The following is a 20,621-nucleotide window of genomic DNA, read 5'->3' as shown; positions in this document are numbered from 1 at the left end:
CAAGTTGCGTGCAACTTGTCACTTGTCACGTGCCTGGCACCACTCCGAAGGAGAATGAATATGGCTAAAATAATGATTCAAGGTACTGCTTCTTCTGTAGGTAAAAGTCTTGTTACCGCAGCCCTATGCAGGATTTTTAAACAGGACGGATATAGTGTATGCCCTTATAAATCCCAGAACATGTCTTTAAATTCTTACATAACCTTAGATGGCAAGGAAATGGGCAGAGCTCAAGTGCTTCAAGCTTATGCTGCAGGTTTAGAACCAGAGGCTTTTATGAATCCTATTTTATTAAAACCTTCATCTGATACCAAGTGCCAAGTGATAGTTAATGGTAAGGTTTATGGAAACAGCAATGCCAAGGAATATCACAACCTTAAGGCTGAATTTAAGGATATGCTTAAGGAACAGTTTTTGGAGCTAGAAAAGAAATTTGACATCATAGTTATGGAAGGCGCGGGAAGTCCGGCGGAAATTAATTTAAGAGATAATGACATAGTAAATATGGGTATGGCGGAGCTTGTAGATGCTCCAGTGCTATTAGTGGGAGATATTGATAAAGGAGGGGTCTTTGCTTCCTTAGCAGGCACTATGTTACTTTTAACCCCAGAGGAAAAGAAGAGGGTAAAAGGTACTATTATTAATAAGTTTAGAGGAGATATCGCCTTACTACAGCCTGGCATAGATATGATAACAGATATAATTGAAATACCTTGTTTAGGGGTAGTACCCTATTTTCATCACATCTTAGAAGATGAAGATGGCTCTAGGATGGAGATAAATAAAACAGTAAATGCACCCATAGATATAGCTGTGCTTATGCTTCCTCATATATCTAACTTTACCGATGTGGATGCCTTAAGGACTGAAGAAGATGTAAGTGTTAGATTTATTATGAGTAAAGAGGAATTTGGCAACCCAGATATTTTAATAATCCCTGGAAGCAAGAACACCATAGAAGATTTGTTGACTTTAAGGAAGGCTGGTATAGAACAAAAGGTTAAGGAATATGCCTCTCATGGATTTGTTGTAGGAATATGTGGTGGTTATCAAATGCTAGGGAAAATCATCAGTGATCCTCTTAAAGTAGAAAGTCAAGCCCTATGCACTGAGGGTATGGCACTATTAGATATTGAAACCTCATTAGAAGCAGAAAAAGTAATGACCAGGGTAAAGGGAAGCTTCCAACATAAGGGGAATCAAGGAGGTATTTATGGGTATGAAATCCATATGGGAACTACCAAGAAAGGGGCTGCCTGCCAAGATTTCATAGCTTTAGAAGAAGTTAATGGAGTTAAAGTGGAAAACTTTGATGGAACCTTTAATGAAAAAGGCAATGTAATAGGAACCTATATCCATGGCATATTTGACAGCGTAGATTTTAGGCAATATATCCTTAATATCATAAGGGAAAATAAAGGAATTCCTGTTAAAGTATCTAAAACCTACGAAGGAATAAGAGATAATGAAATAAATAAATTAGCAGATATAGTTAGGGAAAACTTGGATATGAGAAAAATATATGAAGTCTTGGGGATGAAGTAATGCTTTACCTTCTAAAAATTAACTCTATAGATATCTTAATAGCGGTTATTATAGATTTTATTATAGGAGATCCTTATGGCTTTCCTCATCCGGTAATATACATGGGAAAGCTTATAAAGAAGCTGGAAAACTATTCAAGAAGCAAGGCTAAGAGCGCTAAGGAGCTTAAAGCTTCAGGGGCTGTTATAGTTTTAATTATGATTACTTTGAGTTTTTTAATCCCTTTTATTATCCTCTATCTATTGTGGCCCTATAAGCTCTTATTTCATATAGCTAACATAGTTTTCCTATGGACCACTTTAGCGGCAAAATCCTTATACAAAGAAAGCATGAAGGTGTACGACTCATTAAAGAAAGATGACCTAATGGATTCAAGGCTAAAGCTTTCTTATATAGTAGGCAGGGACACAAGCTCTTTAAGCCCTAAAGATATTACTAGGGCTGCAGTGGAAACAGTGGCAGAAAATGCTTCCGATGGGGTTATTGCTCCATTAGTTTATGGACTTTTAGGGGGAGCTCCCCTAGCTATGCTTTATAAAGCTGTGAACACAATGGATTCTATGCTGGGTTATATGAATGATAAATATCTTCATATAGGTTTTTTCCCTGCAAAGACAGATGATGTTTTCAATCTTATACCAGCTAGGTTGACAGGGGTATTAATATGCCTTTCAGCTCCAGTGGTAAAAGGAAATATGGGTAAAAGCTTTAAGATACTGATAAGAGATAGAAAAAATCATAAAAGTCCTAATTGCGCTTATCCTGAAGCTGCTGCTGCAGGAGCTTTAAAGGTACAGCTGGGAGGTACTAATATTTATTTTGGAATACCGGTAGAAAAGCCTACCATAGGAGACCCACAGAATTCTCTGGAGTACGGTCACATTAAAGACTGCAATGTTTTAATGTTTTCTTCGGAAATAATTCTATTGCTAGTCGCTGAAATAATAATAAATGTGATTTTGTAATGAAAGAAAAATGTCATTTAGAAGCAATCAAAAATAATAAAAGTTGGTATAAGTGAGGAAGAAACATGGATAAGACCATAAGAGACCATGGAGGAGATATATATACAGAAGGTCAACTAAGAGGAAGGGAACTTTTAGACTTTAGTGCTAATATAAACCCCTTAGGAATTCCTAAATCCTTCAAAGAAAATATAAAAAGCATCTTAGAAAGCGCAGTGAATTACCCAGATCTTAAATATAGAGAGGCAAAGGAAAATATTAAAGCTTATTTAGCTCTAGAAAGTTCAAAGTATGAAATTATTTTAGGAAATGGAGCAGCAGAGATAATAGACCTTTCCCTAAGCCTCTTAAAAAAAGTTTGTATAGCGGTTCCCTCCTTTGGAGAGTATAGGACTTCTGCTTTAAAGTATGATATAGACATAGAGTATAGCTATTTAAAGGAAGAAGAGGAGTTTCACTATGATTATGAAGATATATTAAGAAAGTTGCACCATTGTGATGGCTTAATCCTAGGAAATCCAAATAATCCTAACGGAGGAATTATAGATAAGAAGGCCTTCCAGCCTATTTTAGATTTTTGCGAAGAAAACTCTAAACTAATAATAATAGACGAAGCCTTTATAGAATTTACAGGAGAGCCTAATAGAAGCTTTTTACAGGAGAGCCTTCAATATCAATGTTTGATTGTAATACGAGCAGTAACAAAATTTTTTGCTCTGCCAGGTATAAGATTTGGCTATGGAATAACCACTAATAGTAAAGTTGCAGAAAGCATAAGATCTAAGCAGCTTCCATGGAATATAAATACCTTTGCTGAAGTTTCTCTAAAATATATATTTAAGGATAAAGAATACATTGAAAGCACCATAAGATATGTGAATAAACAGAAAAGTCTCCTCACAGAGGGGCTTAGAAAAATTCCTTTTATAGAGAAAGTATATGAAAGTAGTGGAAATTTCTTGTTATTAAAATTAAAAGATATTACTGATGAAGAGATTTTCGAGAGCTGTTTACAAAGAGGTATATTAGTAAGAAGATGCGGCAATTATGAAGGATTAAATCATAGCTTTATAAGGGTAGCGGTAAAGGATAGGAAAAGCAATGATACACTAATTAGTTTATTAAAAGATATTCACATATAAATTTTAAGGGAGATGGAGAAATGACTCTTTTACAAGAAACAATTAAAGAAATCAGACCTTCAGACAAAAAAGCTCTAGAAGAGGCAAAGCTACATATTGATAACCTGGCAAAACCTATAGGAAGCCTAGGAAAGCTGGAAACCATAGGAGCAAAATTTGCAGGTATTACCGGAAAGATTATTAACAAAGTAAACAAAAAAACCGTGGTGATAATGTGTGCAGATAACGGTGTTTGTGAAGAAGGAGTAAGTGCAGCACCACAAAATATCACCACCCTTATGACTTATTGCTTTCCTAAAATGACCACAGGGGTAGGAGTACTGGCGGAGTTTACTAATTCCACTCTTACTATTGTAGATGTGGGTGTTAAGGATGAAATAAATCATCCTAAAATACTGTCAAAAAATGTTATGCATGGAACAAATAACATGAGTAAAGGACCTGCCATGACCAGAGAACAAGCTATTAAGGCTATAGAAGTAGGTATAGAAGTGGTGGATGATCTAGCTAAGCAAGGTTATGACCTTATAGGTACAGGAGAAATGGGAATTGGAAATACTTCCACCAGCACCGCTGTTATGGCTGCACTGCTTTCATTAAATATAGATGAAGTAGTAGGTATGGGAGCCGGACTTACCCCGGAACAATTTGAAAACAAAAAGTCTGTATTAAAAAGAGCCTTAGATATTAATAAACCAGACAATGAAGATGTTATAGATGTACTCTGTAAGGTGGGTGGATTAGATATTGCAGGTATGTGTGGATGCTTTTTAGGAGCAGCAAAGAACAGGCTTCCAATAGTTATAGACGGCTTAATATCCGGAGTGGCTGCCTTATGCGCCTACAAGCTAAAACCTGAAACCCTAGACTATATGTTTGCTTCTCATAAATCGGAAGAAAAAGCTGTGGAGCATTTGTTTAGGGAGCTAAAAATAAATCCTATGCTAGATTTAAATATGAGATTAGGAGAAGGAAGTGGATGTCCACTAGCTTTCAACATAATTGAAGCTTCTTTATACATGGTTAGCCACATGGCTTCTTTCAACCAAGTGGGCATACAGGAAGAAGAATCAAAGAAGTTAGTAGATATAAGAGATAAAAATAATATATAAACCTTAGCAACATTCTGCGAAACCATATGAATTCTGCCATGACAAAGGGCTTTATACTTAAGCAGATGCTCCAAATCTTCGATTTGGCGCAGTCGCTTACTTCTTCGTAACATCTAAAGCATCATTCTCTCATTTTTAAAAGCTTTAGGTGAGGAGAAGAAGTTTCATTGAAACCATATGAATTCTGCCATGACAAAGGGCTTTATACTTTGTTAATAACAGCAATAAGGAGAAAATAATATTATGAAAAATTTCAATAAAAAGCTAATTATAATTGTTACACTTCTTTTCACGGTTATGCTTTCTGCTTGTGGAGTTAAGCCAGCAGAAGCACCAAAAAATGATAATAAGCAAGCTGTTTCCTTTCCCCTTACCATAAAAGATTCTAAAGGAACAGAAATAAAAATAGAAAAAGAACCACAAAAAGTAGTTTCCTTAGCACCAAACATAACAGAAATGATATTTGCTTTAGGAAAAGGTGATAAGCTAGTGGGAAGAACTACTTACTGCGATTACCCAGAAGAAGCTAAGAAGGTTCAAGATGTAGGAACTCTTCAAAAGCCTAATATAGAAAAGATTGTAGAGCTTAAGCCAGATGTAGTTATAGCTTCTACACATTTTAAAGATGAAGTGGGAAAGAAATTTCAAGAGCTAGGAATAAAGGTAGTTGCCCTATACAGCGATGACAAATTTGAGGGAGTATATGATTCCATTAATACTTTAGGAAAGATGTTAAATGCTTCTGCTAAGGCTGAGGAAGTGGTTAGCGGAATGAAAAAGAAAATTGAAGCTGTAGAAGGTAAAGTAAAAGGTAAAAAAGCTGCTTCTGTATATTATGTAGTAGGCTTTGGCAAAGGTGGAGATTTTACAAGCACTGGGGAAACTTTTATTCATCAAATGATTACTATGGCTGGTGGAGATAATGTAGCTAAAGATACTAAAGGATGGAAATACAGTAAAGAGAAGCTTATTGAGAAAAATCCTGAAATAATAATACTTCCTGAGTACTTTAAGGCTGAATTTTTAACAACTGAAGGTTACAAGGATTTAGATGCTGTAAAGAATAATAAAGTATTTGTTATAGATAATAATCTTCTTGATAGACAAGGACCAAGAGCAGCTCAAGGAGTAGAAGAAATTGCAAAGATATTGCATCCAGAAGCTTTTAAATAAGTAAGGAGAAATAACGTTCTCATAAGTTCTATGGCATTATTAGATACATGGCCATGGATAGAAGGCAATTTATATTAGAAAATGAGGAATTTGTATGATTAAGTTAATTCAGAGTAACAAAAAGAAATTTTTTATTATGCTTTTACTCATATATTTCATAATGATAATAACATCTATAGCCTTAGGAACTGCAAATATAAGCTTTAAGCAAGCCTTTTTTGCCCTTATCAAACCTCTGTCTTTTGTAAGTGATGGGGTAAAAGCACAGGTTTCTTCTGCTCATTCCTTAATCATATATAGAATAAGACTTCCAAGAATAATCATGGCTAGTATCGTGGGTATGGGACTGGCAGTGGTAGGAGTAGCATTTCAAGGAGTATTTAAAAATCCTATGGCTGACCCCTACGTCCTAGGGATATCCTCAGGGGCAGCCTTGGGTGCGGCTATAGCCATAGTTTTCAAAATAGGGGAAAGCATATTTTCCTTTAGTATGGTAACCACATTTGCCTTTATAGGGGCTATGGTTACAGCATTTTTTGTATATAACATAGCCAGGGTGGGCAATAGAATACCTACAGTAAACCTTTTGTTAGCAGGTATTGCGGTAAGCTTTTTACTATCATCTTGCTTGTCCATAATTATGGTGTTTAATCATAATAAAATAGATAAAATAGTGTTTTGGACTTTGGGAGACTTCAACTCTGCCAACTGGACTCAAATAGCTGTGGTGGTACCTTTTGTATTTATAGGGGTGCTGGTGATATATTTCTTTTCTAGAGATTTAAACCTTATGCTAACTGGGGATGAAGCTGCAAAAACCATGGGTGTAGAGGTGGAAAAGGTTAAAAAGATAATAGTTACGGTATCCTCTTTAGTGGTGGCAGCCTGTGTTTCTTTTTCTGGAATAATAGGCTTTGTGGGACTTCTTATACCTCATATGATGAGAATAATATTAGGACCTAATCATAAGCAACTGATTCCCTTTTCAGCTTTAGGAGGAGCCATGTTCCTGCTTTTTTCAGATACCTTAGCAAGGAGTATTCTCCCTTCAGCAGAGCTGCCCGTAGGAGCAGTTACAGCTTTGTTTGGCTCCCCATACTTTATAATACTATTTTTAAAATATAAAAAGAGAGTGATGTAGTTATGGATTTCCCAGTTCAAGTAAACAATTTAAGCTTTAGCTATGGAAAAGATTCAGTAATTAAGGATCTAAGCCTTAGCTTCCAAAAAGGTAAATTTTATTCTATCATAGGCCCTAATGGTTCAGGGAAGACTACATTGCTTAAAAACCTAAGCAAGCTTTTAGATGTTTCAAAGGAAACGATTTTTATCAATGACCAAGATGCGGTTAAGCTTAGTAACAAGGAAATATCGAAAAACTTAGCTTTAGTGCCTCAAAATATCAATATAGAATATGAATTTACTGCCTATGACATAGTAATTATGGGAAGGACGCCTTTCAAAAAAAGATTTGAGGACTATAATGAAAAAGATAAAAAAATGGTGGAAAAGAGTATGAAGCTCACCTCTACTTGGGAGTTAAAGAATAAGCTTATAACTACTTTAAGTGGCGGAGAACAGCAAAGGGTTATCGCTGCAAGAGCTCTCTGCCAAGATACGGATATAATCCTACTAGATGAACCAACTTCTCATCTAGACATCCAGCACCAGCTGGGATTTCTAAATATCTTCAAAAAGCTCAAAAAAGACATAACCGTCATAGCGGTAATGCACGACTTAAATCTAGCCTCTCTTTATAGCGATGAGATAATACTATTAGAAAAAGGAAAGATTATAGATAAAGGGGAGCCGGCAAGAGTAATAACTAGAGAAAATATAAAGAAGGTTTACAATATAGAAGTGGACATAATAAGAAACACTTCCAACGGAGCACCCTACGTGATGCCGGTAGTTTAATTGAGAATTGGCAATTATTTCACTTGACTTCGTTAAAGTGATGAAATATAATTGTAACAAGAATTTTATTTAACTTAAATACAGTGAAGAGAAGAGTAGCTAAGGAGTAAGTTTAAGCGAGCCGGTGGTGGTGAGAGTCCGGTAATGGAGGCCTGAGTGAAGAACATCTCTGAGTATCTAACCGAAACCCTTAGGGAGAGTAGACTTAGACGGAGTGGCACCGTTAAAAGCACAGCAGTATCGAATATAATTCCGTACTGTTTTAAGTGAGCTCTTTATGCTAATTTGGGTGGTACCGCGGAAAGATAACAACCTTTCGTCCCTTTGTAGGATGAAGGGTTTTTTTTATTAATTTAATTATATACAGTAAATAGGAGGAGAAAACTATGGAACACCACATGATGCCAATAATTAAAGGATACAAGCCTACGTTGAACTTAGTAGAAACAGAAATTGCTATTAAAGCAATAAAAGATTTTTTTGAAGATAAGCTAGCGCAAGAATTAAACCTTACTAGGGTGTCTGCACCTATATTTGTAAGAAGTGGTAGAGGGCTTAACGATAACCTAAATGGAATAGAAAGACCAGTAGCTTTTGATGCAAAGTCTATCGATGACAGCATCATCGAGGTGGTTCAGTCCCTAGCTAAATGGAAGAGGATGGCCCTAGCAAGATATAGGTTTAAAGCAGGGGAAGGGCTCTATACAGATATGAATGCCATAAGAAGGGATGAGGATTTAGATAACACCCATTCTATGTACGTAGACCAGTGGGATTGGGAAAAGATAATAACTAAGGAAGAAAGAAAAGAAGCAACATTAGTAGATACCGTTAAGAAAATATATGAGGTTTTTAAAGCTACAGAAAGGTACTTATCCTTGAGATATTCTCAATTTGAAGAAAAGCTTCCTGATGATATACATTTTATCACATCACAACAGCTGGAAGATAAATATCCTAACCTTACTTCAAAGGAAAGGGAAGATAGCATAGCAAAGGAATATGGAGCGGTGTTTATAATGAAAATAGGGGGGGCGCTAAAATCCGGAGAAAAGCACGATGGACGTTCTCCAGACTATGATGATTGGGAACTCAATGGGGATATAATATTTTGGAACCCAGTATTAAAAAGAGCTTTTGAGGTTTCTTCCATGGGAATAAGGGTAGATGAAGAAGTGCTTCTAAAGCAATTAAAGCTTGCTCATTGTGAAGATAGAACCTCCCTTCAATACCATAGTGCGGTATTAGATAGAAAACTACCTTATACCATTGGAGGAGGTATAGGACAATCTAGAATATGCATGTTCTTCTTAAGAAAAGCCCATATAGGAGAAGTGCAAGCAGGGATTTGGCCTGAGGATATTATTGAAAGATGTGAGGAAAGAGGAATAATGCTTTTATAATATATATTATTTCTTCTTATTGATATATTTTGGAAGTAACTCTATAATTTATAGTATAAGCAAAAACAGGGGGCGATACTATGAAATTTAATGAGTTTAATTATGAAAGACCTGATATTAAAAAGGCAGAAGGGGTTTTTAAAGAGCTTCTAGTTAATTTTAATAATGCAGAGTCTTTTGAAGAGCAAAACACTCTCATGGAAGAAATAAATGCTTTAAGAAGTAATATTGAAACCATGGCTCAATTAGTAGAGATAAGACACACCATAGACACCACAGATAAGTTTTATGAAGAAGAACAAAACTATCTTGATGAAGTTATGCCATCTTATGAGGGTATAATTTCAGAATACTATAAGAGCATAGTGAAATCTAAGTTCAGAAAAGAGTTAGAAGAAAGATGGGGAAAGCAGCTCTTCAATATTGCAGAGCTTACTATTAACACTTTTAAACCAGAAATCATAGAAGATTTGCAAATGGAAAATAAGCTTTCCAGCGAGTACACCAAGCTCATTGCTTCTGCAAAGATAGATTTTGAAGGAGAAGAGAGAAACCTTTCAGGACTTACCCCTTTCATACAATCTAAAGATAGGGATATGAGAAAGAAAGCTATAGATGCAAAGTACAAATTCTTTGCAGATAATGAAGCGGACTTTGATAGGATTTATGATGAGCTTGTAAAGGTTAGAACTAAGATAGCCAAGAAGCTTGGATATAATAATTTTGTAGAATTAGCTTATGATCGTATGCTAAGAGCTGATTACAATGCTGAAATGGTAAAAGGCTTTAGAAAACAAGTTTTAGACTATATAGTGCCTGAAGCAACTGCTTTAAGGGATAGACAGAGAAAAAGACTTGGCCTTGATAAACTAAAATTCTATGATGAAGCTCTTGCTTTTAATAGTGGAAATGCTACTCCAAAGGGAAACCCAGAGTGGATAGTAGACAATGGAAGCAAGATGTACTCAGAATTATCCCCTGAAACTAAGGAATTCTTTGATTTCATGGTGGAAAATCAGCTTATGGACTTAGTTAATAAAAAAGGAAAAGCTGGTGGAGGTTATTGCACATATATATCCGATTACAAAGCACCATTTATTTTCTCAAACTTTAATGGTACTTCAGGAGATATAGATGTACTTACCCATGAAGCAGGTCATGCGTTCCAGGTGTACTCTAGCAGAAATTATGAACTTCCAGAATATCATTTCCCAACCTATGAGGCTTGTGAAATACATTCTATGAGTATGGAATTCTTTACTTGGCCATGGATGGAGTTATTCTTTGAAGAAGATACAGCTAAATATAAGTTTCATCATTTAGAAGGTAGTTTACTATTTATACCTTACGGTGTTACAGTAGATGAATTCCAGCATGAAGTGTATGAGCATCCAGAAATGACTCCAGCAGAAAGAAAGAGTAAATGGAGAGAAATAGAAAAGAAATATCTTCCTCATAGAGATTATGACGGTAATGATTATCTAGAAAGAGGTGGCTTCTGGTACCAGCAAGGACATATATTTGGCACACCTTTCTACTATATAGATTATACTCTAGCTCAAATATGTGCTTTCCAATTCTGGAAGAGGTCTAGGGAAAATAGAGAAGCAGCTTGGGAAGACTATTTGAATCTATGCAAAGCAGGGGGAAGCAAATCTTTCCTTAAATTAGTTGAACTGGCAAACCTAACATCTCCATTTAAAGATGGATGTATCCATAGTGTAATGGGCAGCATACAGGAATATTTAGATTCCGTAGAAGACTCAAAGCTCTAAGGAGGAAAATAACTTGCTAAAGAACGAAAGCTTAAGCGTTAATAGAATTGAAGTTTTAGGAATACCCTGCATTGTCATAAAGGAAAAGAAGGCTAAAGGAAAGCTCCCTACGGTGTTTCTGTATCATGGATGGTCCTCCCAAAAGGAGAACCATACCATGTTTGGAGAAACCTTAGCTTTATATGGTTACATGGTAATAATACCTGATGCCCTTTATCATGGGGAAAGAGGAAGCTTAAACTATGATGATGCAACCATGGCAGCAAAGCATTTTTGGGAAATTGTTTTTAATAATATAGAAGAATCTGAAAAGCTAATAAAGATGGCAGTGGAAGAGCTAGGTGCAGATGAAAAGAATATGGCGTTGCTTGGACACTCTATGGGAGGCTTTAGTGCTGCAGGAATATTCACTAAGCATCCAGAAATTAAAACCGTAATAAATATAAACGGGTCCTTTGCCTATGAAAAGGCAGAAAAATTATTTCTTAAGGCAGCGGAAGGCTTTACAGTGCCTAAGGAGCATTTAGAAGAGCTTAGAAGCTATGACCCCACATCACATAAGGAAAGCTTTAACTTAAGACCTATACTCATGCTTCATGGTGAAGCCGACGCTATAGTTCCCATAGAAAGTCAGGAGTATTTTTATAATGAAATCTTAGAGTATTATAAAGAAGCACCTGAAAAACTAGAATTTACTAAAGTGCCTAGGCTTAATCATTATATAACCATTGGAATGGTAGAAGACACTATTAACTGGTTTAATAATCATCTTATGCATAAGTAAATACTACATTATTTTACATCTTGAGAATTAAATAGTATATGCCCGAATATATAATTAGTATTAACATTAATTAATAGGAGGGCATATGTCTTTAGGGGTTTTAAAAGCATTGGGAGCAGCATCTTTCTTATTTGCTATGATATCAGTTTCTTATTTTGTGTTTAATATATTAGGAAATGTAAAACTAGTTAAAGCTATGAAAGAAGCTCATAAGATATTTGGAGTACTAGCACTGATTACTGGTTTTATACATGGCTATTATCTTGCAGGTACCCAAAATATATCCGGCTACTTTTCCTGGCTGAGCATGGCAGCCTTGGCCTTCTCCTGCTTATTCTTAAGGCCGGAAAATGGAGGGGGTAAGTGGAAGGCCTTTCACACTGCTTTAATAGTAATGCTAATACTATTTGCATGCTTCCATATATACGGAGTACTTATAGGCTATCCTACATTTAAAATAATGGATTCAGTATTGTCTGCATAAAGTTCTGCTATGGGCAGAACTTTATAATTTATAATTTAGAATCGAGAAATTAGAATGGAGGAGGAAACTCACGGAATTTCTTTGAATTTTAATAAGAAAAGGCTTCTTAGGAAGCTTTTCTTATATTAACTTAAATCCTTTAAGGATTTAAGTTCCATAGATTCTACGAAACTCTTCGAGTTTCTTCCTTCATTTTCAATTCTAAATTCTCAATTACAAAGAGGGGGAGAATAGAATGACTAAAAGAAAGCTATCAATATTGGTATTTGTTTTGAGTTTTTCTTCACTTATTATTTCACTGAAATTATTTTGGAACTTAGGGATATTTGTGGATGAATATAATTTAAGTCCTGACATTGTTAATGGAGGCGAATTTTGGGGTTACATGGACTGGCTAAGGTTGCTGTTATTGTTTGTATTATGCATGTTGTCCTTTATAAGTATATTCAAAAACCATAAAAATTAAAAATATCACTCTATATTAAAATACATATTAATAATATATTATTAACATTGCTTAAGATGTATTGAATTAAAAATCCAATTAAATGCTATAATGTAGTTAATAAATTTAGAATTGACAATTTAGAATTTAGAATGGAGGAGGAAACTCACGGAGTTTCTTTGAATTTTAAATAAGAAAAGGCTTCTTAGGAAGCTTTTCTTATATTAACTTAAATCCTTTAAGGATTTAAGTTTTATAGATTCTACGAAACTCTTCGAGTTTCTTCCTTCATTTTCAATTCTAAATTCTAAATTCTCAATTACAGAGAGGGGTGTTTTTTTATGAATAAGAAGAATAAAGCTCTTACAGGGCTTGCGGCGGCAGCTGTGGCAGCAGGTACTTTATATAAAATTAACAGCATGAAGAAGCATAAGGATGCTTTGAAGGAGGCGCTAACTGAGCATCTTATAGTAATCTCATTAGATGGATTTCACAGCAGGGATTTAGATATGATTCAGGAGCTTCCTAATATAAAGATGCTTATGGAAGAAGGTTCATATTGCTCTAATGTGAAAAGTATATATCCTTCCGTTACCTATGCTTGTCATGCCAGCATAATAACTGGGAATTATCCAGACAAGCATGGTGTTTATAACAATGAAAAATTTCAGCCAGGAGTTAAGGAATCACAATGGAACTGGTATGATAGTGACAATAAAAGTACCAAATTATATGACTTGGCAGTAGAAAAAGGCCTTAAGGTAGGTGCATTATTCTGGCCGGTAATGGCAGGGGCAAAAATTCAATATAACATACCGGAAATTTGGCCTGTAAAGGAAGGGGAAAGCCAGGTACCCCTCATATTAAAATACGGTACTCCAAAATTTGCATTAGAAGCAGCAGCCTTGTATGGAAAAGTTCTTAAAGGTAAGAAACAACCTTATTTGAATATTTTCACAAGCAAAACAGCAAAATATATGATAAAAAATAAAAAACCTAACCTAATGCTTGTACATTTTACTGACGTGGATCATTGGAGACATAAGTATGGAGTATTTAGTAACATGGCCAAAGAAGCATTAAAGAAAACAGATAAGGCTATTGGGGATATTATAGAAGCTACAAAGAAAGCTGGTATATATGATAATTCTACTTTTATAGTAATTGGAGATCATGCCTTTATAGATGTAGATCATAGGATATGCTTAAATACAGCTTTTAGACGAGCGGGACTTATTGATGTGAATTCAAATAATGAGGTTATAGCTTGGAGAGCATATGCTAATCACTGCGATGGCTCTTGTCAAATATTCTTAAAGGATACTGAAGACCATGAAGCTAGAGAAAAAGTAATAGAAATAGTAGAAAAGCTAAAGATGGATGGAATAGAAAAGCTATATACCAAAGAAGAGCTTAGTCAAAAGAGAGTGACTGGAGACTTTGAATTCATGGTAGAAGCAAAAAGAGGCTATTATTTCAGCAATCATTGGGATGCTCCTTCTGTGGTAAGCAAAGTAAAATATGAAGATTTTGATCCTTACGATTCAGAGTACTATGCAGGAATGCATGGCTTTGATCCTGAAAAGGAAGACTATAGGACTGTATTCATAGCCGCTGGTAAAGGGGTAAAAAAGGGTGTAATTATAGAAGATATGACTATAGTAGATGAAGCCCCCACCTTTGCAAAACTTTTAGGGCTAAACCTTGGTGAGGTTGATGGAAGGGTATTGGATATATTTCAATAACTAGCAGCTTGACATATTTAAATTGTCGTTCTATAATCATACTTAAATGTTAATATATATAAACACTATGAAGAGAAAGAGTAGAAATATAATTCTTTTAAAGAGAGCTTCCGGTGGGTGCAAGGAAGAAAAGATTTTATTTTGAATACAGCTCTGAGTGAAGCACCAAACACCTTTTAGGTTAGTAGGCTGCCTTGGGAACCCTGCATCCCTTATAATGCTAGAGTATCATGCGTTGCATCGTACTTGAAGAGGTGGGTGTTGTGAAACATCCATAAATTGAGGTGGTAACACGGGAATTATGCTCTCGTCCTCTGGTTTTTTTAAGCCGGAGGATGGGAGTTTTTTGTTTTACAAATAATTTGCTGCAGCAATTTAATAATAATATTTAATTTTAAGGAGGATTTTTAAATGAAATCAGTAGAAGAACAAATTAAGATAATAGGCAAAGGAGCAGATGAGATAATAAACTTAGAGGACCTTAAGAAAAAACTACAAAAGGCTATAGATAATAATAAGCCCTTGACAGTTAAACTAGGTTTAGATCCTTCAGCACCAGATATACATTTGGGCCACGCTGTGGTGCTTAGAAAGATAAAGCAGTTACAGGATCTAGGTCATAGAGCTGTGATAATCATAGGTGACTTCACAGGAATGATAGGTGACCCCACAGGTAAATCAAAGGCTAGAAAGCAACTTACTAAAGAGCAGGTAATGGTAAATGCTAAAACCTACGAAGAGCAGATTTTTAAAATTTTAGATTTAGAAAAAACAGAGGTTAAATTTAACAGTGAGTGGCTGGAGAAGCTGAACTTCAGGGATATTATAGAGCTTACATCAAAATACACAGTAGCTAGGATGTTAGAAAGAGAAGACTTCAAAAATAGATTTGAAAATAATCATAGTATAGGAATACATGAATTCTTTTACCCACTTATGCAAGCTTACGACTCTATAGCTATCAATGCAGATATAGAGTTAGGAGGTACCGACCAAAGATTTAATGTTCTAATGGGCAGAACTATGCAAAAGGACTTTGAAAAAGAACCACAGGTAGCAATATTTATGCCTCTTTTAGAAGGAACCGATGGTAAAGAAAAGATGAGTAAGAGCCTTGGAAACTACATAGGTATCAATGAAAGTGCATCAGATATTTATGGAAAATCTATGTCTATACCAGATGAACTTATGATAAAATACTTTGAATTAGCCACAGATATACATCCAGATGAGGTAGACAAGATAAAGGAAAGATTAAATCAAGGAGAAAATCCAAGAAATATAAAAATGATGTTAGCAAAGGAACTAGTTACTTTATACCACGGAAAAGAAGAAGCAGAAAATGCAGAAGAAAATTTTAAAAAGGTATTTCAAAAGAAAGCTATACCTGAAGACATTGAAGAAATAAATATAGATACTACTCAAGATTTAATATCAATAATCACTGAAATAGGCTTTGCCCCAAGCAGGAGCGAAGCTAAAAGACTTATTAAACAGGGAGCTGTAAAAATAAATGGAGAAAAGGTCTCAGAGACAGCTAAAATAAAATCCCAAGATGTACTGCAGGTTGGAAAGCTGAAGTTTGCAAGAATAAGTTAGGTAATTCTAAATTGTCGCTGTATAATTATTTTAATTATACAAAAAATAAACTCACCACTTTGAGTATTTATATAATTATCTGAAAGGAGTGGTGGGAGTTTGTTTAAAAATATACCTATTCCATTATTAAATACTTTTATATCTGCAGGTGCTATAATAATAGGCTCGCTTTTGGGAGCTTATTGTACTTATGTTATTACTATGAAAAATACCCGCATAACCTTAAAAGAGCAAAAAAGAATACTTTATGAGAATATAAAGCAGGATGAAAAATTTCACCATAAGAGGCTTTGCCAGTATGCAAACATAGTAAGATTAGACATATGTACAGCTCTATATCAAAGTATTAGGGTGCTGAAAATGTATGAAAAGAATTATACCCTTTATAGAAGCTTAATTCCACTAAATAGGAACTATGCTTCAGTAATAGCTGCCCTTAGCCATAAATATGAGCTAGAAGAATTAAGTTACATTTATCAGATTTATGGTCTTATGGAGACTATTAATGATTATACCATGGCTAGGGTTTGGGACATTAAGGAATATGAAAAAAATTTAATAGAAGGATATAAACATTTTCTTCAGAAATTATATGGGAAAAATTTTATAGAGATACTTCATTGTGACATTGACAATATTACATATAAAGAACTATATGATAATGATAGCACTGATGATAAATATAGAAACATATTGATTAAGCTGGATGAAATATGTGAGATCAAAGTGCATAAATCAAGGGATGAAACCATGGTTAGCGAAGAAAAAAGAAACAAGAGTAAATATTGAGGGGCAGAGAAAAAGTATTAGGCTGGGCAAAGTTGCCCAGCCTAGTATTTTACACCCTTTCAATCTTATTTTTTAGCTTGATCTAAAGCCCTCTGTACAGCTACTTTCCAGTTTTTTGTGCTCACTGTGGCTCCTGTTATGGTATCTACATCTGCACTTTGCTTTTCTAGCATTTTTTTGGACATATCCATTCTATATTGCTTAAGGTTAGGATAAACTTTTCCGCCCACTTCTTGTCCTCGCCAGTCTTCATAATTAACTTCCTTACCTTCTTTATCTAATCTTTTAAGGATTATAGAGGTAATTTTACTATCCTTGATTTCTACTATTGCTTCTTCTGAACCATATTGCCAAGGGTCACCTTTTCCAGTATAAGTTCCATCCTTATATTTTCCAGTGGTGGTGCCTTTGTTCTCATCACTTTTTTTAGCAGTTTTTGTACAAGCACTTAAGCTAAAGGTTAAGAAAATTGCCAACGCTGCTGATAGTATTTTTTTCATATAAAAGCCTCCTTAGATATTAGGTTTAAAATTATTTATAGTATTAGTAATGGATAAAAATCTTAAAAATATACATTACTATAATTAATCTTGTAAGGTTGAGAGATATACTATAAAGTGATATATTAAATATGGACATATGAATAATGATAGTTGATTAAATATTGCTATTAATTATAAAGATTAAATATTGTAAAGAAGGGATAGTATGATAATACAAAATGAAAGCGAGTTTGAAGCACTAAAAAAGATAGGTACAGTAGTTGCCATAGCTCGAGAAGAAATGCTAAAGGCAGTAAAGCCTGGAGTTACTACTAAGGAATTAGATATGATAGCAAAGGAAGTGCTAGATTCCTACGGAGCAAAATCTGCACCTATAACTGAGTACAATTATCCAGGATACACCTGCATAAGCATAAACGATGAAGTAGCTCACGGTATACCTGGTGGAAGAGTAATAAGAGAGGGTGACTTAGTTAACGTAGACGTGTCTGCAGTGTTGGATGGATTTTATTCCGATACTGGAGCGACTATTATAGCTGGAGAGTCACCTGCTGTGGTTAAGAAGTTGTTAAAGTGTTCTGAAGATGCACTTTACAAAGGCATAGCCAAGGCCAAGGCAGGAAGTAAAGTAAATCAGATAGGAAGAGCTATATTTAATGAGGCTAGAAACAATGGTTTTACAGTAATACGAGACCTTACTGGCCATGGAATAGGAAAAAAGCTTCATGATGAACCTCAATATATTTTTAATTATTATAACAAAGAAAATGATGAGCTTATGGTAAATGGAATGGTTTTGGCCATAGAGACCTTTATATCTACAAAAGCAGAGCATATAGAAGAGCTGGAAGATGGCTGGACATTAGTAACTCCTGACGGCAGCTGGGTATCTCAATTTGAGCATACAGTGGTAGTTCACAACAACGAACCAATAATTTTAACTGCAATTTAGAATTGACAATTTAGAATTTAGAATGATAGATAGTTTTTCTGAAAAAGCATCAGAAAAACTTACAAATATAATAAGAAAATGCCCAAAGGCTGGAGGCCTTTGGGCATTTTTTGAAATTAAATTTATAGAAACTCCGTCAGGAGTTTCCTCCTTCATTCTCAATTCTCAATTTTAAATTATTAATTAATCTTCACTAGTCCTCTTTCTCCGGCTTTACCAGTGTGTCCGAATTTTACGTCCACGGTTTGCTCTGGTGTGAGGTTTGTAAACACAACAGGGGTGATCATAGATGGCACCTTTGATTTTAGCAGATTTAGGTCAAACTTCATAAGGGGCTGACCTACTACCACTGAGTCTTCTTGGGATACTAGGGCTTCAAAGCCTTCACCTTTGAGATTTACTGTGTCCATGCCAATGTGGATTAGAATATCTAAACCAGAATCAGAGGTTATGCCTATAGCATGCTTAGTGGGGAATAGAATGCTGATCTTTCCGTTTACTGGAGAAAGCACAACACCTTCTTTTGGTTCTATAGCAAATCCTTCACCCATCATCTTTTGTGAAAACACTTCATCTTTAACCTCTGAAAGCTCTAATAGCTTACCGCTTATAGGAAGAGCTATTACTTCTGAAGCACTGCTTGCTGCGGTAGTTTTTACATCTGTAAGGCTATCTACGGTGACTTGAGGTATGTTTCCTGCTATAACGTCTTTAATTTGGGTTTTTAAGTTATCGGATTTAGGTCCAAAGATAGCTTGAATGTTATTTCCTACTTCTAATACCCCAGAAGCTCCCAATTTCTTTAATTCATTCTTGTTAACATTTTTAGCATCTCTTACGGTTACCCTAAGTCTTGTGATACAAGCATCCAAATCCTTTATATTTTCTTTTCCACCTAAGGCGCCTAATACTTGTATTGCTAAGTCTGTACCTTTGGATATATTTCCTTCAGAAGATACTTCGTTGGAATCCTCTCTACCAGGGGTTTTTAAATTTAGTTTTCTAATAGCAAATCTAAAGCCAAAGTAGTATATCACTGCAAATACTAATCCTACAGGGATAACTATCCACCAGTGGGTTCTGTTAGGAACTATACCAAAGAGTATATAGTCGATGACACCTCCAGAGAAGGTCATACCTATCTTAACGTTAAGTATTTGCATAATCATGAAGGATAACCCAGCAAATACTGTATGTATTGCAAACAATACTGGAGCTACAAATAAAAATGAAAATTCTATAGGTTCAGTAATCCCTGTAAGGAAAGAAGTTAAGGCAGCTGAAGCTAACAATCCTCCTACCAGTTTTTTCTTTTCAGGTTTAGCTTCGTGATACATAGCTAGTGCAGCAGCAGGAAGCCCAAACATCATAAAGGGGAACTTACCAGTCATAAAGGTTCCAGCTGTAAAAGGAACGCCATCTTTAAGCTGAGCAAAGAAAATCTTTTGATCCCCTAATATAAGCTCTCCAGCTTTATTGGTGTATTCCCCAAACTGATACCAGAAGGGGTTATAGAAAATATGATGTAGTCCAAAAGGTATTAAAGCTCTTTCAATTACACCAAACACAAAAGCTGCCAAAGTTTTATTGGTATCAATCATGCTTCTAGAGAATATAAATAATCCATTTTGAATGGGAGGCCAAACTATTACCATAGCCAAGCCCACTAATAAAGCAGCAACTGCTGTTACTATAGGTACAAACCTTTTTCCAGCAAAGAAGCCCAAATAAGAAGGAAGTTCTATATTATAATATTTTTTATATAACACTGCAGCTATAACACCTATTATAATACCTCCAAAAACACCGGTTTGAAGGGTGGGGATACCAAGTACGCTAGCATAGGCAGGATTACCCTTTATAATTTCTGGAGTAACTCCTGCAACTAGCCCCATGGTCTTATTCATTATTAGGAAACCAACTATAGCAGCAAGCCCTGCTGTACCTTCTCCATCTGCAAAGCCTACAGCTACCCCTACAGCAAATAATAATGCCAAGTTGTCAAATATGATTCCTCCAGATTGCTCCATAACCTTTGCAATTTGTTGAAACCAAAATACATTTAATGCAGGCACATTATGAAGAAATGCCTCATTTTGAAACATATTACCAAAAGCCAGTAGTATACCAGCTGCAGGTAACAGAGCCACAGGCAGCATTAGGGATCTGCCTACTTTTTGTAATACACCAAAGCCTTTTTTTGATGATGACATAAGATTACCTCCTTATATTTATAAATATCAATTAAAATTGTATTCATTATTTTTTGAAAAAAGAGCTATATACTT

19 protein-coding genes and 2 other annotated features are annotated in these 20,621 nt (G+C 35.1%); of the genes, 16 read left to right on the top strand and 3 right to left on the bottom strand.

Going from position 1 to position 20,621, the window contains the following annotated elements; translation table 11 throughout:
• Nucleotides 1-60 precede the first annotated feature (60 nt).
• The 15 genes from BUA82_RS05440 to BUA82_RS05370 all read left to right on the top strand — a co-directional run bounded on the left by BUA82_RS05440 (nt 61) and on the right by BUA82_RS05370 (nt 16,878).
• Complete coding sequence (locus tag BUA82_RS05440; protein ID WP_073005443.1) at nt 61-1,545, top strand: cobyric acid synthase; 1,485 nt, start codon at nt 61-63, stop codon at nt 1,543-1,545.
• Nucleotides 1,545-2,510 (top strand): adenosylcobinamide-phosphate synthase CbiB, encoded by a 966-nt coding sequence (cbiB, locus tag BUA82_RS05435; protein WP_073005441.1) that lies wholly within the window; start codon nt 1,545-1,547, stop codon nt 2,508-2,510. The genes BUA82_RS05440 and cbiB overlap by 1 nt, the downstream gene beginning before the upstream one ends.
• A 65-nt stretch (nt 2,511-2,575) precedes the next feature.
• Nucleotides 2,576-3,652: a pyridoxal phosphate-dependent aminotransferase gene (locus BUA82_RS05430; RefSeq protein WP_073005439.1), complete on the top strand. Its 1,077-nt coding sequence runs from the start codon at nt 2,576-2,578 to the stop codon at nt 3,650-3,652.
• A gap of 20 nt (nt 3,653-3,672) precedes the next feature.
• Nucleotides 3,673-4,764, top strand: coding sequence for a nicotinate-nucleotide--dimethylbenzimidazole phosphoribosyltransferase (gene cobT / locus BUA82_RS05425; RefSeq protein WP_073005437.1), 1,092 nt, complete (start codon nt 3,673-3,675; stop codon nt 4,762-4,764).
• Nucleotides 4,765-5,007: 243 nt separating this feature from the next.
• Nucleotides 5,008-5,937 (top strand): ABC transporter substrate-binding protein, encoded by a 930-nt coding sequence (locus BUA82_RS05420; protein ID WP_073005435.1) that lies wholly within the window; start codon nt 5,008-5,010, stop codon nt 5,935-5,937.
• A gap of 94 nt (nt 5,938-6,031) precedes the next feature.
• The gene (locus BUA82_RS05415) at nt 6,032-7,078 is read left to right on the top strand and encodes a FecCD family ABC transporter permease (protein ID WP_073005433.1); all 1,047 of its coding nucleotides are present in this window, start codon (nt 6,032-6,034) and stop codon (nt 7,076-7,078) included.
• A gap of 2 nt (nt 7,079-7,080) precedes the next feature.
• Complete coding sequence (locus BUA82_RS05410; RefSeq protein WP_073005432.1) at nt 7,081-7,854, top strand: ABC transporter ATP-binding protein; 774 nt, start codon at nt 7,081-7,083, stop codon at nt 7,852-7,854.
• Nucleotides 7,855-7,928: 74 nt separating this feature from the next.
• Nucleotides 7,929-8,181 (top strand) — a binding site (T-box leader).
• A 59-nt stretch (nt 8,182-8,240) separates the two neighbouring features.
• Nucleotides 8,241-9,257, top strand: a complete 1,017-nt coding sequence (asnA, locus tag BUA82_RS05405) for an aspartate--ammonia ligase (protein ID WP_073005431.1) — start codon at nt 8,241-8,243, stop codon at nt 9,255-9,257.
• A gap of 80 nt (nt 9,258-9,337) precedes the next feature.
• Entirely contained in the window at nt 9,338-11,032 is a 1,695-nt protein-coding gene (locus BUA82_RS05400) for a M3 family oligoendopeptidase (protein WP_073005430.1), read from the top strand.
• A 13-nt stretch (nt 11,033-11,045) separates the two neighbouring features.
• Nucleotides 11,046-11,816 (top strand): alpha/beta fold hydrolase, encoded by a 771-nt coding sequence (locus BUA82_RS05395; protein WP_073005429.1) that lies wholly within the window; start codon nt 11,046-11,048, stop codon nt 11,814-11,816.
• 85 nt (nt 11,817-11,901) lie between these two features.
• The gene (locus tag BUA82_RS05390) at nt 11,902-12,300 is read left to right on the top strand and encodes a hypothetical protein (RefSeq protein ID WP_073005428.1); all 399 of its coding nucleotides are present in this window, start codon (nt 11,902-11,904) and stop codon (nt 12,298-12,300) included.
• Nucleotides 12,301-12,535: 235 nt separating this feature from the next.
• Complete coding sequence (locus BUA82_RS05385; RefSeq protein WP_073005427.1) at nt 12,536-12,766, top strand: hypothetical protein; 231 nt, start codon at nt 12,536-12,538, stop codon at nt 12,764-12,766.
• 320 nt (nt 12,767-13,086) lie between these two features.
• Nucleotides 13,087-14,490, top strand: coding sequence for an alkaline phosphatase family protein (locus tag BUA82_RS05380; protein WP_083599801.1), 1,404 nt, complete (start codon nt 13,087-13,089; stop codon nt 14,488-14,490).
• Between the two features lie 58 nt (nt 14,491-14,548).
• Nucleotides 14,549-14,808 (top strand) — a binding site (T-box leader).
• A 93-nt stretch (nt 14,809-14,901) separates the two neighbouring features.
• On the top strand, nt 14,902-16,089 hold the full coding sequence (tyrS, locus tag BUA82_RS05375; RefSeq protein ID WP_073005426.1) for a tyrosine--tRNA ligase: 1,188 nt from the start codon (nt 14,902-14,904) through the stop codon (nt 16,087-16,089).
• Between the two features lie 99 nt (nt 16,090-16,188).
• Nucleotides 16,189-16,878: a hypothetical protein gene (locus tag BUA82_RS05370; protein WP_073005425.1), complete on the top strand. Its 690-nt coding sequence runs from the start codon at nt 16,189-16,191 to the stop codon at nt 16,876-16,878.
• 65 nt (nt 16,879-16,943) lie between these two features.
• Here BUA82_RS05370 and BUA82_RS05365 read toward each other — a convergent pair whose 3' ends face one another.
• Complete coding sequence (locus BUA82_RS05365) at nt 16,944-17,378, bottom strand: FMN-binding protein (protein ID WP_073005424.1); 435 nt, start codon at nt 17,376-17,378, stop codon at nt 16,944-16,946.
• Between the two features lie 208 nt (nt 17,379-17,586).
• Between BUA82_RS05365 and map the strand changes: the two genes are divergently transcribed.
• Complete coding sequence (map, locus tag BUA82_RS05360; RefSeq protein WP_073005423.1) at nt 17,587-18,333, top strand: type I methionyl aminopeptidase; 747 nt, start codon at nt 17,587-17,589, stop codon at nt 18,331-18,333.
• On the opposite strand, the gene BUA82_RS20625 is transcribed toward map, so the two are convergent.
• Both BUA82_RS20625 and ptsG read right to left on the bottom strand, forming a co-directional pair.
• Nucleotides 18,319-18,489, bottom strand: a complete 171-nt coding sequence (locus BUA82_RS20625) for a hypothetical protein (protein WP_178140695.1) — start codon at nt 18,487-18,489, stop codon at nt 18,319-18,321. The genes map and BUA82_RS20625 overlap by 15 nt on opposite strands.
• Nucleotides 18,490-18,512: 23 nt before the next feature.
• A complete protein-coding gene (ptsG, locus tag BUA82_RS05355) occupies nt 18,513-20,546 on the bottom strand; it encodes a glucose-specific PTS transporter subunit IIBC (RefSeq protein WP_073005422.1) in 2,034 nt (677 codons plus the stop codon).
• Between the last annotated feature and the right edge of the window lie 75 nt (nt 20,547-20,621).

This window comes from Clostridium amylolyticum (genome assembly GCF_900142075.1).
Classification (GTDB): Bacteria; Bacillota; Clostridia; order Clostridiales; family Clostridiaceae; genus Clostridium_AA; species Clostridium_AA amylolyticum.
This window is presented reverse-complemented; position numbering and strand designations above follow the sequence as displayed.

Excerpts from the sequence above, each read along its gene's own strand:
- BUA82_RS05440 (WP_073005443.1), top strand. The coding sequence starts at position 61 with ATGGCTAAAATAATGATTCAAGGTACTGCTTCTTCTGTAGGTAAAAGT.
- cbiB (WP_073005441.1), top strand. The coding sequence starts at position 1,545 with ATGCTTTACCTTCTAAAAATTAACTCTATAGATATCTTAATAGCGGTT.
- BUA82_RS05430 (WP_073005439.1), top strand. The coding sequence starts at position 2,576 with ATGGATAAGACCATAAGAGACCATGGAGGAGATATATATACAGAAGGT.
- cobT (WP_073005437.1), top strand. The coding sequence starts at position 3,673 with ATGACTCTTTTACAAGAAACAATTAAAGAAATCAGACCTTCAGACAAA.
- BUA82_RS05420 (WP_073005435.1), top strand. The coding sequence starts at position 5,008 with ATGAAAAATTTCAATAAAAAGCTAATTATAATTGTTACACTTCTTTTC.
- BUA82_RS05415 (WP_073005433.1), top strand. The coding sequence starts at position 6,032 with ATGATTAAGTTAATTCAGAGTAACAAAAAGAAATTTTTTATTATGCTT.
- BUA82_RS05410 (WP_073005432.1), top strand. The coding sequence starts at position 7,081 with ATGGATTTCCCAGTTCAAGTAAACAATTTAAGCTTTAGCTATGGAAAA.
- asnA (WP_073005431.1), top strand. The coding sequence starts at position 8,241 with ATGGAACACCACATGATGCCAATAATTAAAGGATACAAGCCTACGTTG.
- BUA82_RS05400 (WP_073005430.1), top strand. The coding sequence starts at position 9,338 with ATGAAATTTAATGAGTTTAATTATGAAAGACCTGATATTAAAAAGGCA.
- BUA82_RS05390 (WP_073005428.1), top strand. The coding sequence starts at position 11,902 with ATGTCTTTAGGGGTTTTAAAAGCATTGGGAGCAGCATCTTTCTTATTT.
- BUA82_RS05385 (WP_073005427.1), top strand. The coding sequence starts at position 12,536 with ATGACTAAAAGAAAGCTATCAATATTGGTATTTGTTTTGAGTTTTTCT.
- BUA82_RS05380 (WP_083599801.1), top strand. The coding sequence starts at position 13,087 with ATGAATAAGAAGAATAAAGCTCTTACAGGGCTTGCGGCGGCAGCTGTG.
- tyrS (WP_073005426.1), top strand. The coding sequence starts at position 14,902 with ATGAAATCAGTAGAAGAACAAATTAAGATAATAGGCAAAGGAGCAGAT.
- BUA82_RS05365 (WP_073005424.1), bottom strand. The coding sequence starts at position 17,378 with ATGAAAAAAATACTATCAGCAGCGTTGGCAATTTTCTTAACCTTTAGC.
- map (WP_073005423.1), top strand. The coding sequence starts at position 17,587 with ATGATAATACAAAATGAAAGCGAGTTTGAAGCACTAAAAAAGATAGGT.
- BUA82_RS20625 (WP_178140695.1), bottom strand. The coding sequence starts at position 18,489 with ATGAAGGAGGAAACTCCTGACGGAGTTTCTATAAATTTAATTTCAAAA.
- ptsG (WP_073005422.1), bottom strand. The coding sequence starts at position 20,546 with ATGTCATCATCAAAAAAAGGCTTTGGTGTATTACAAAAAGTAGGCAGA.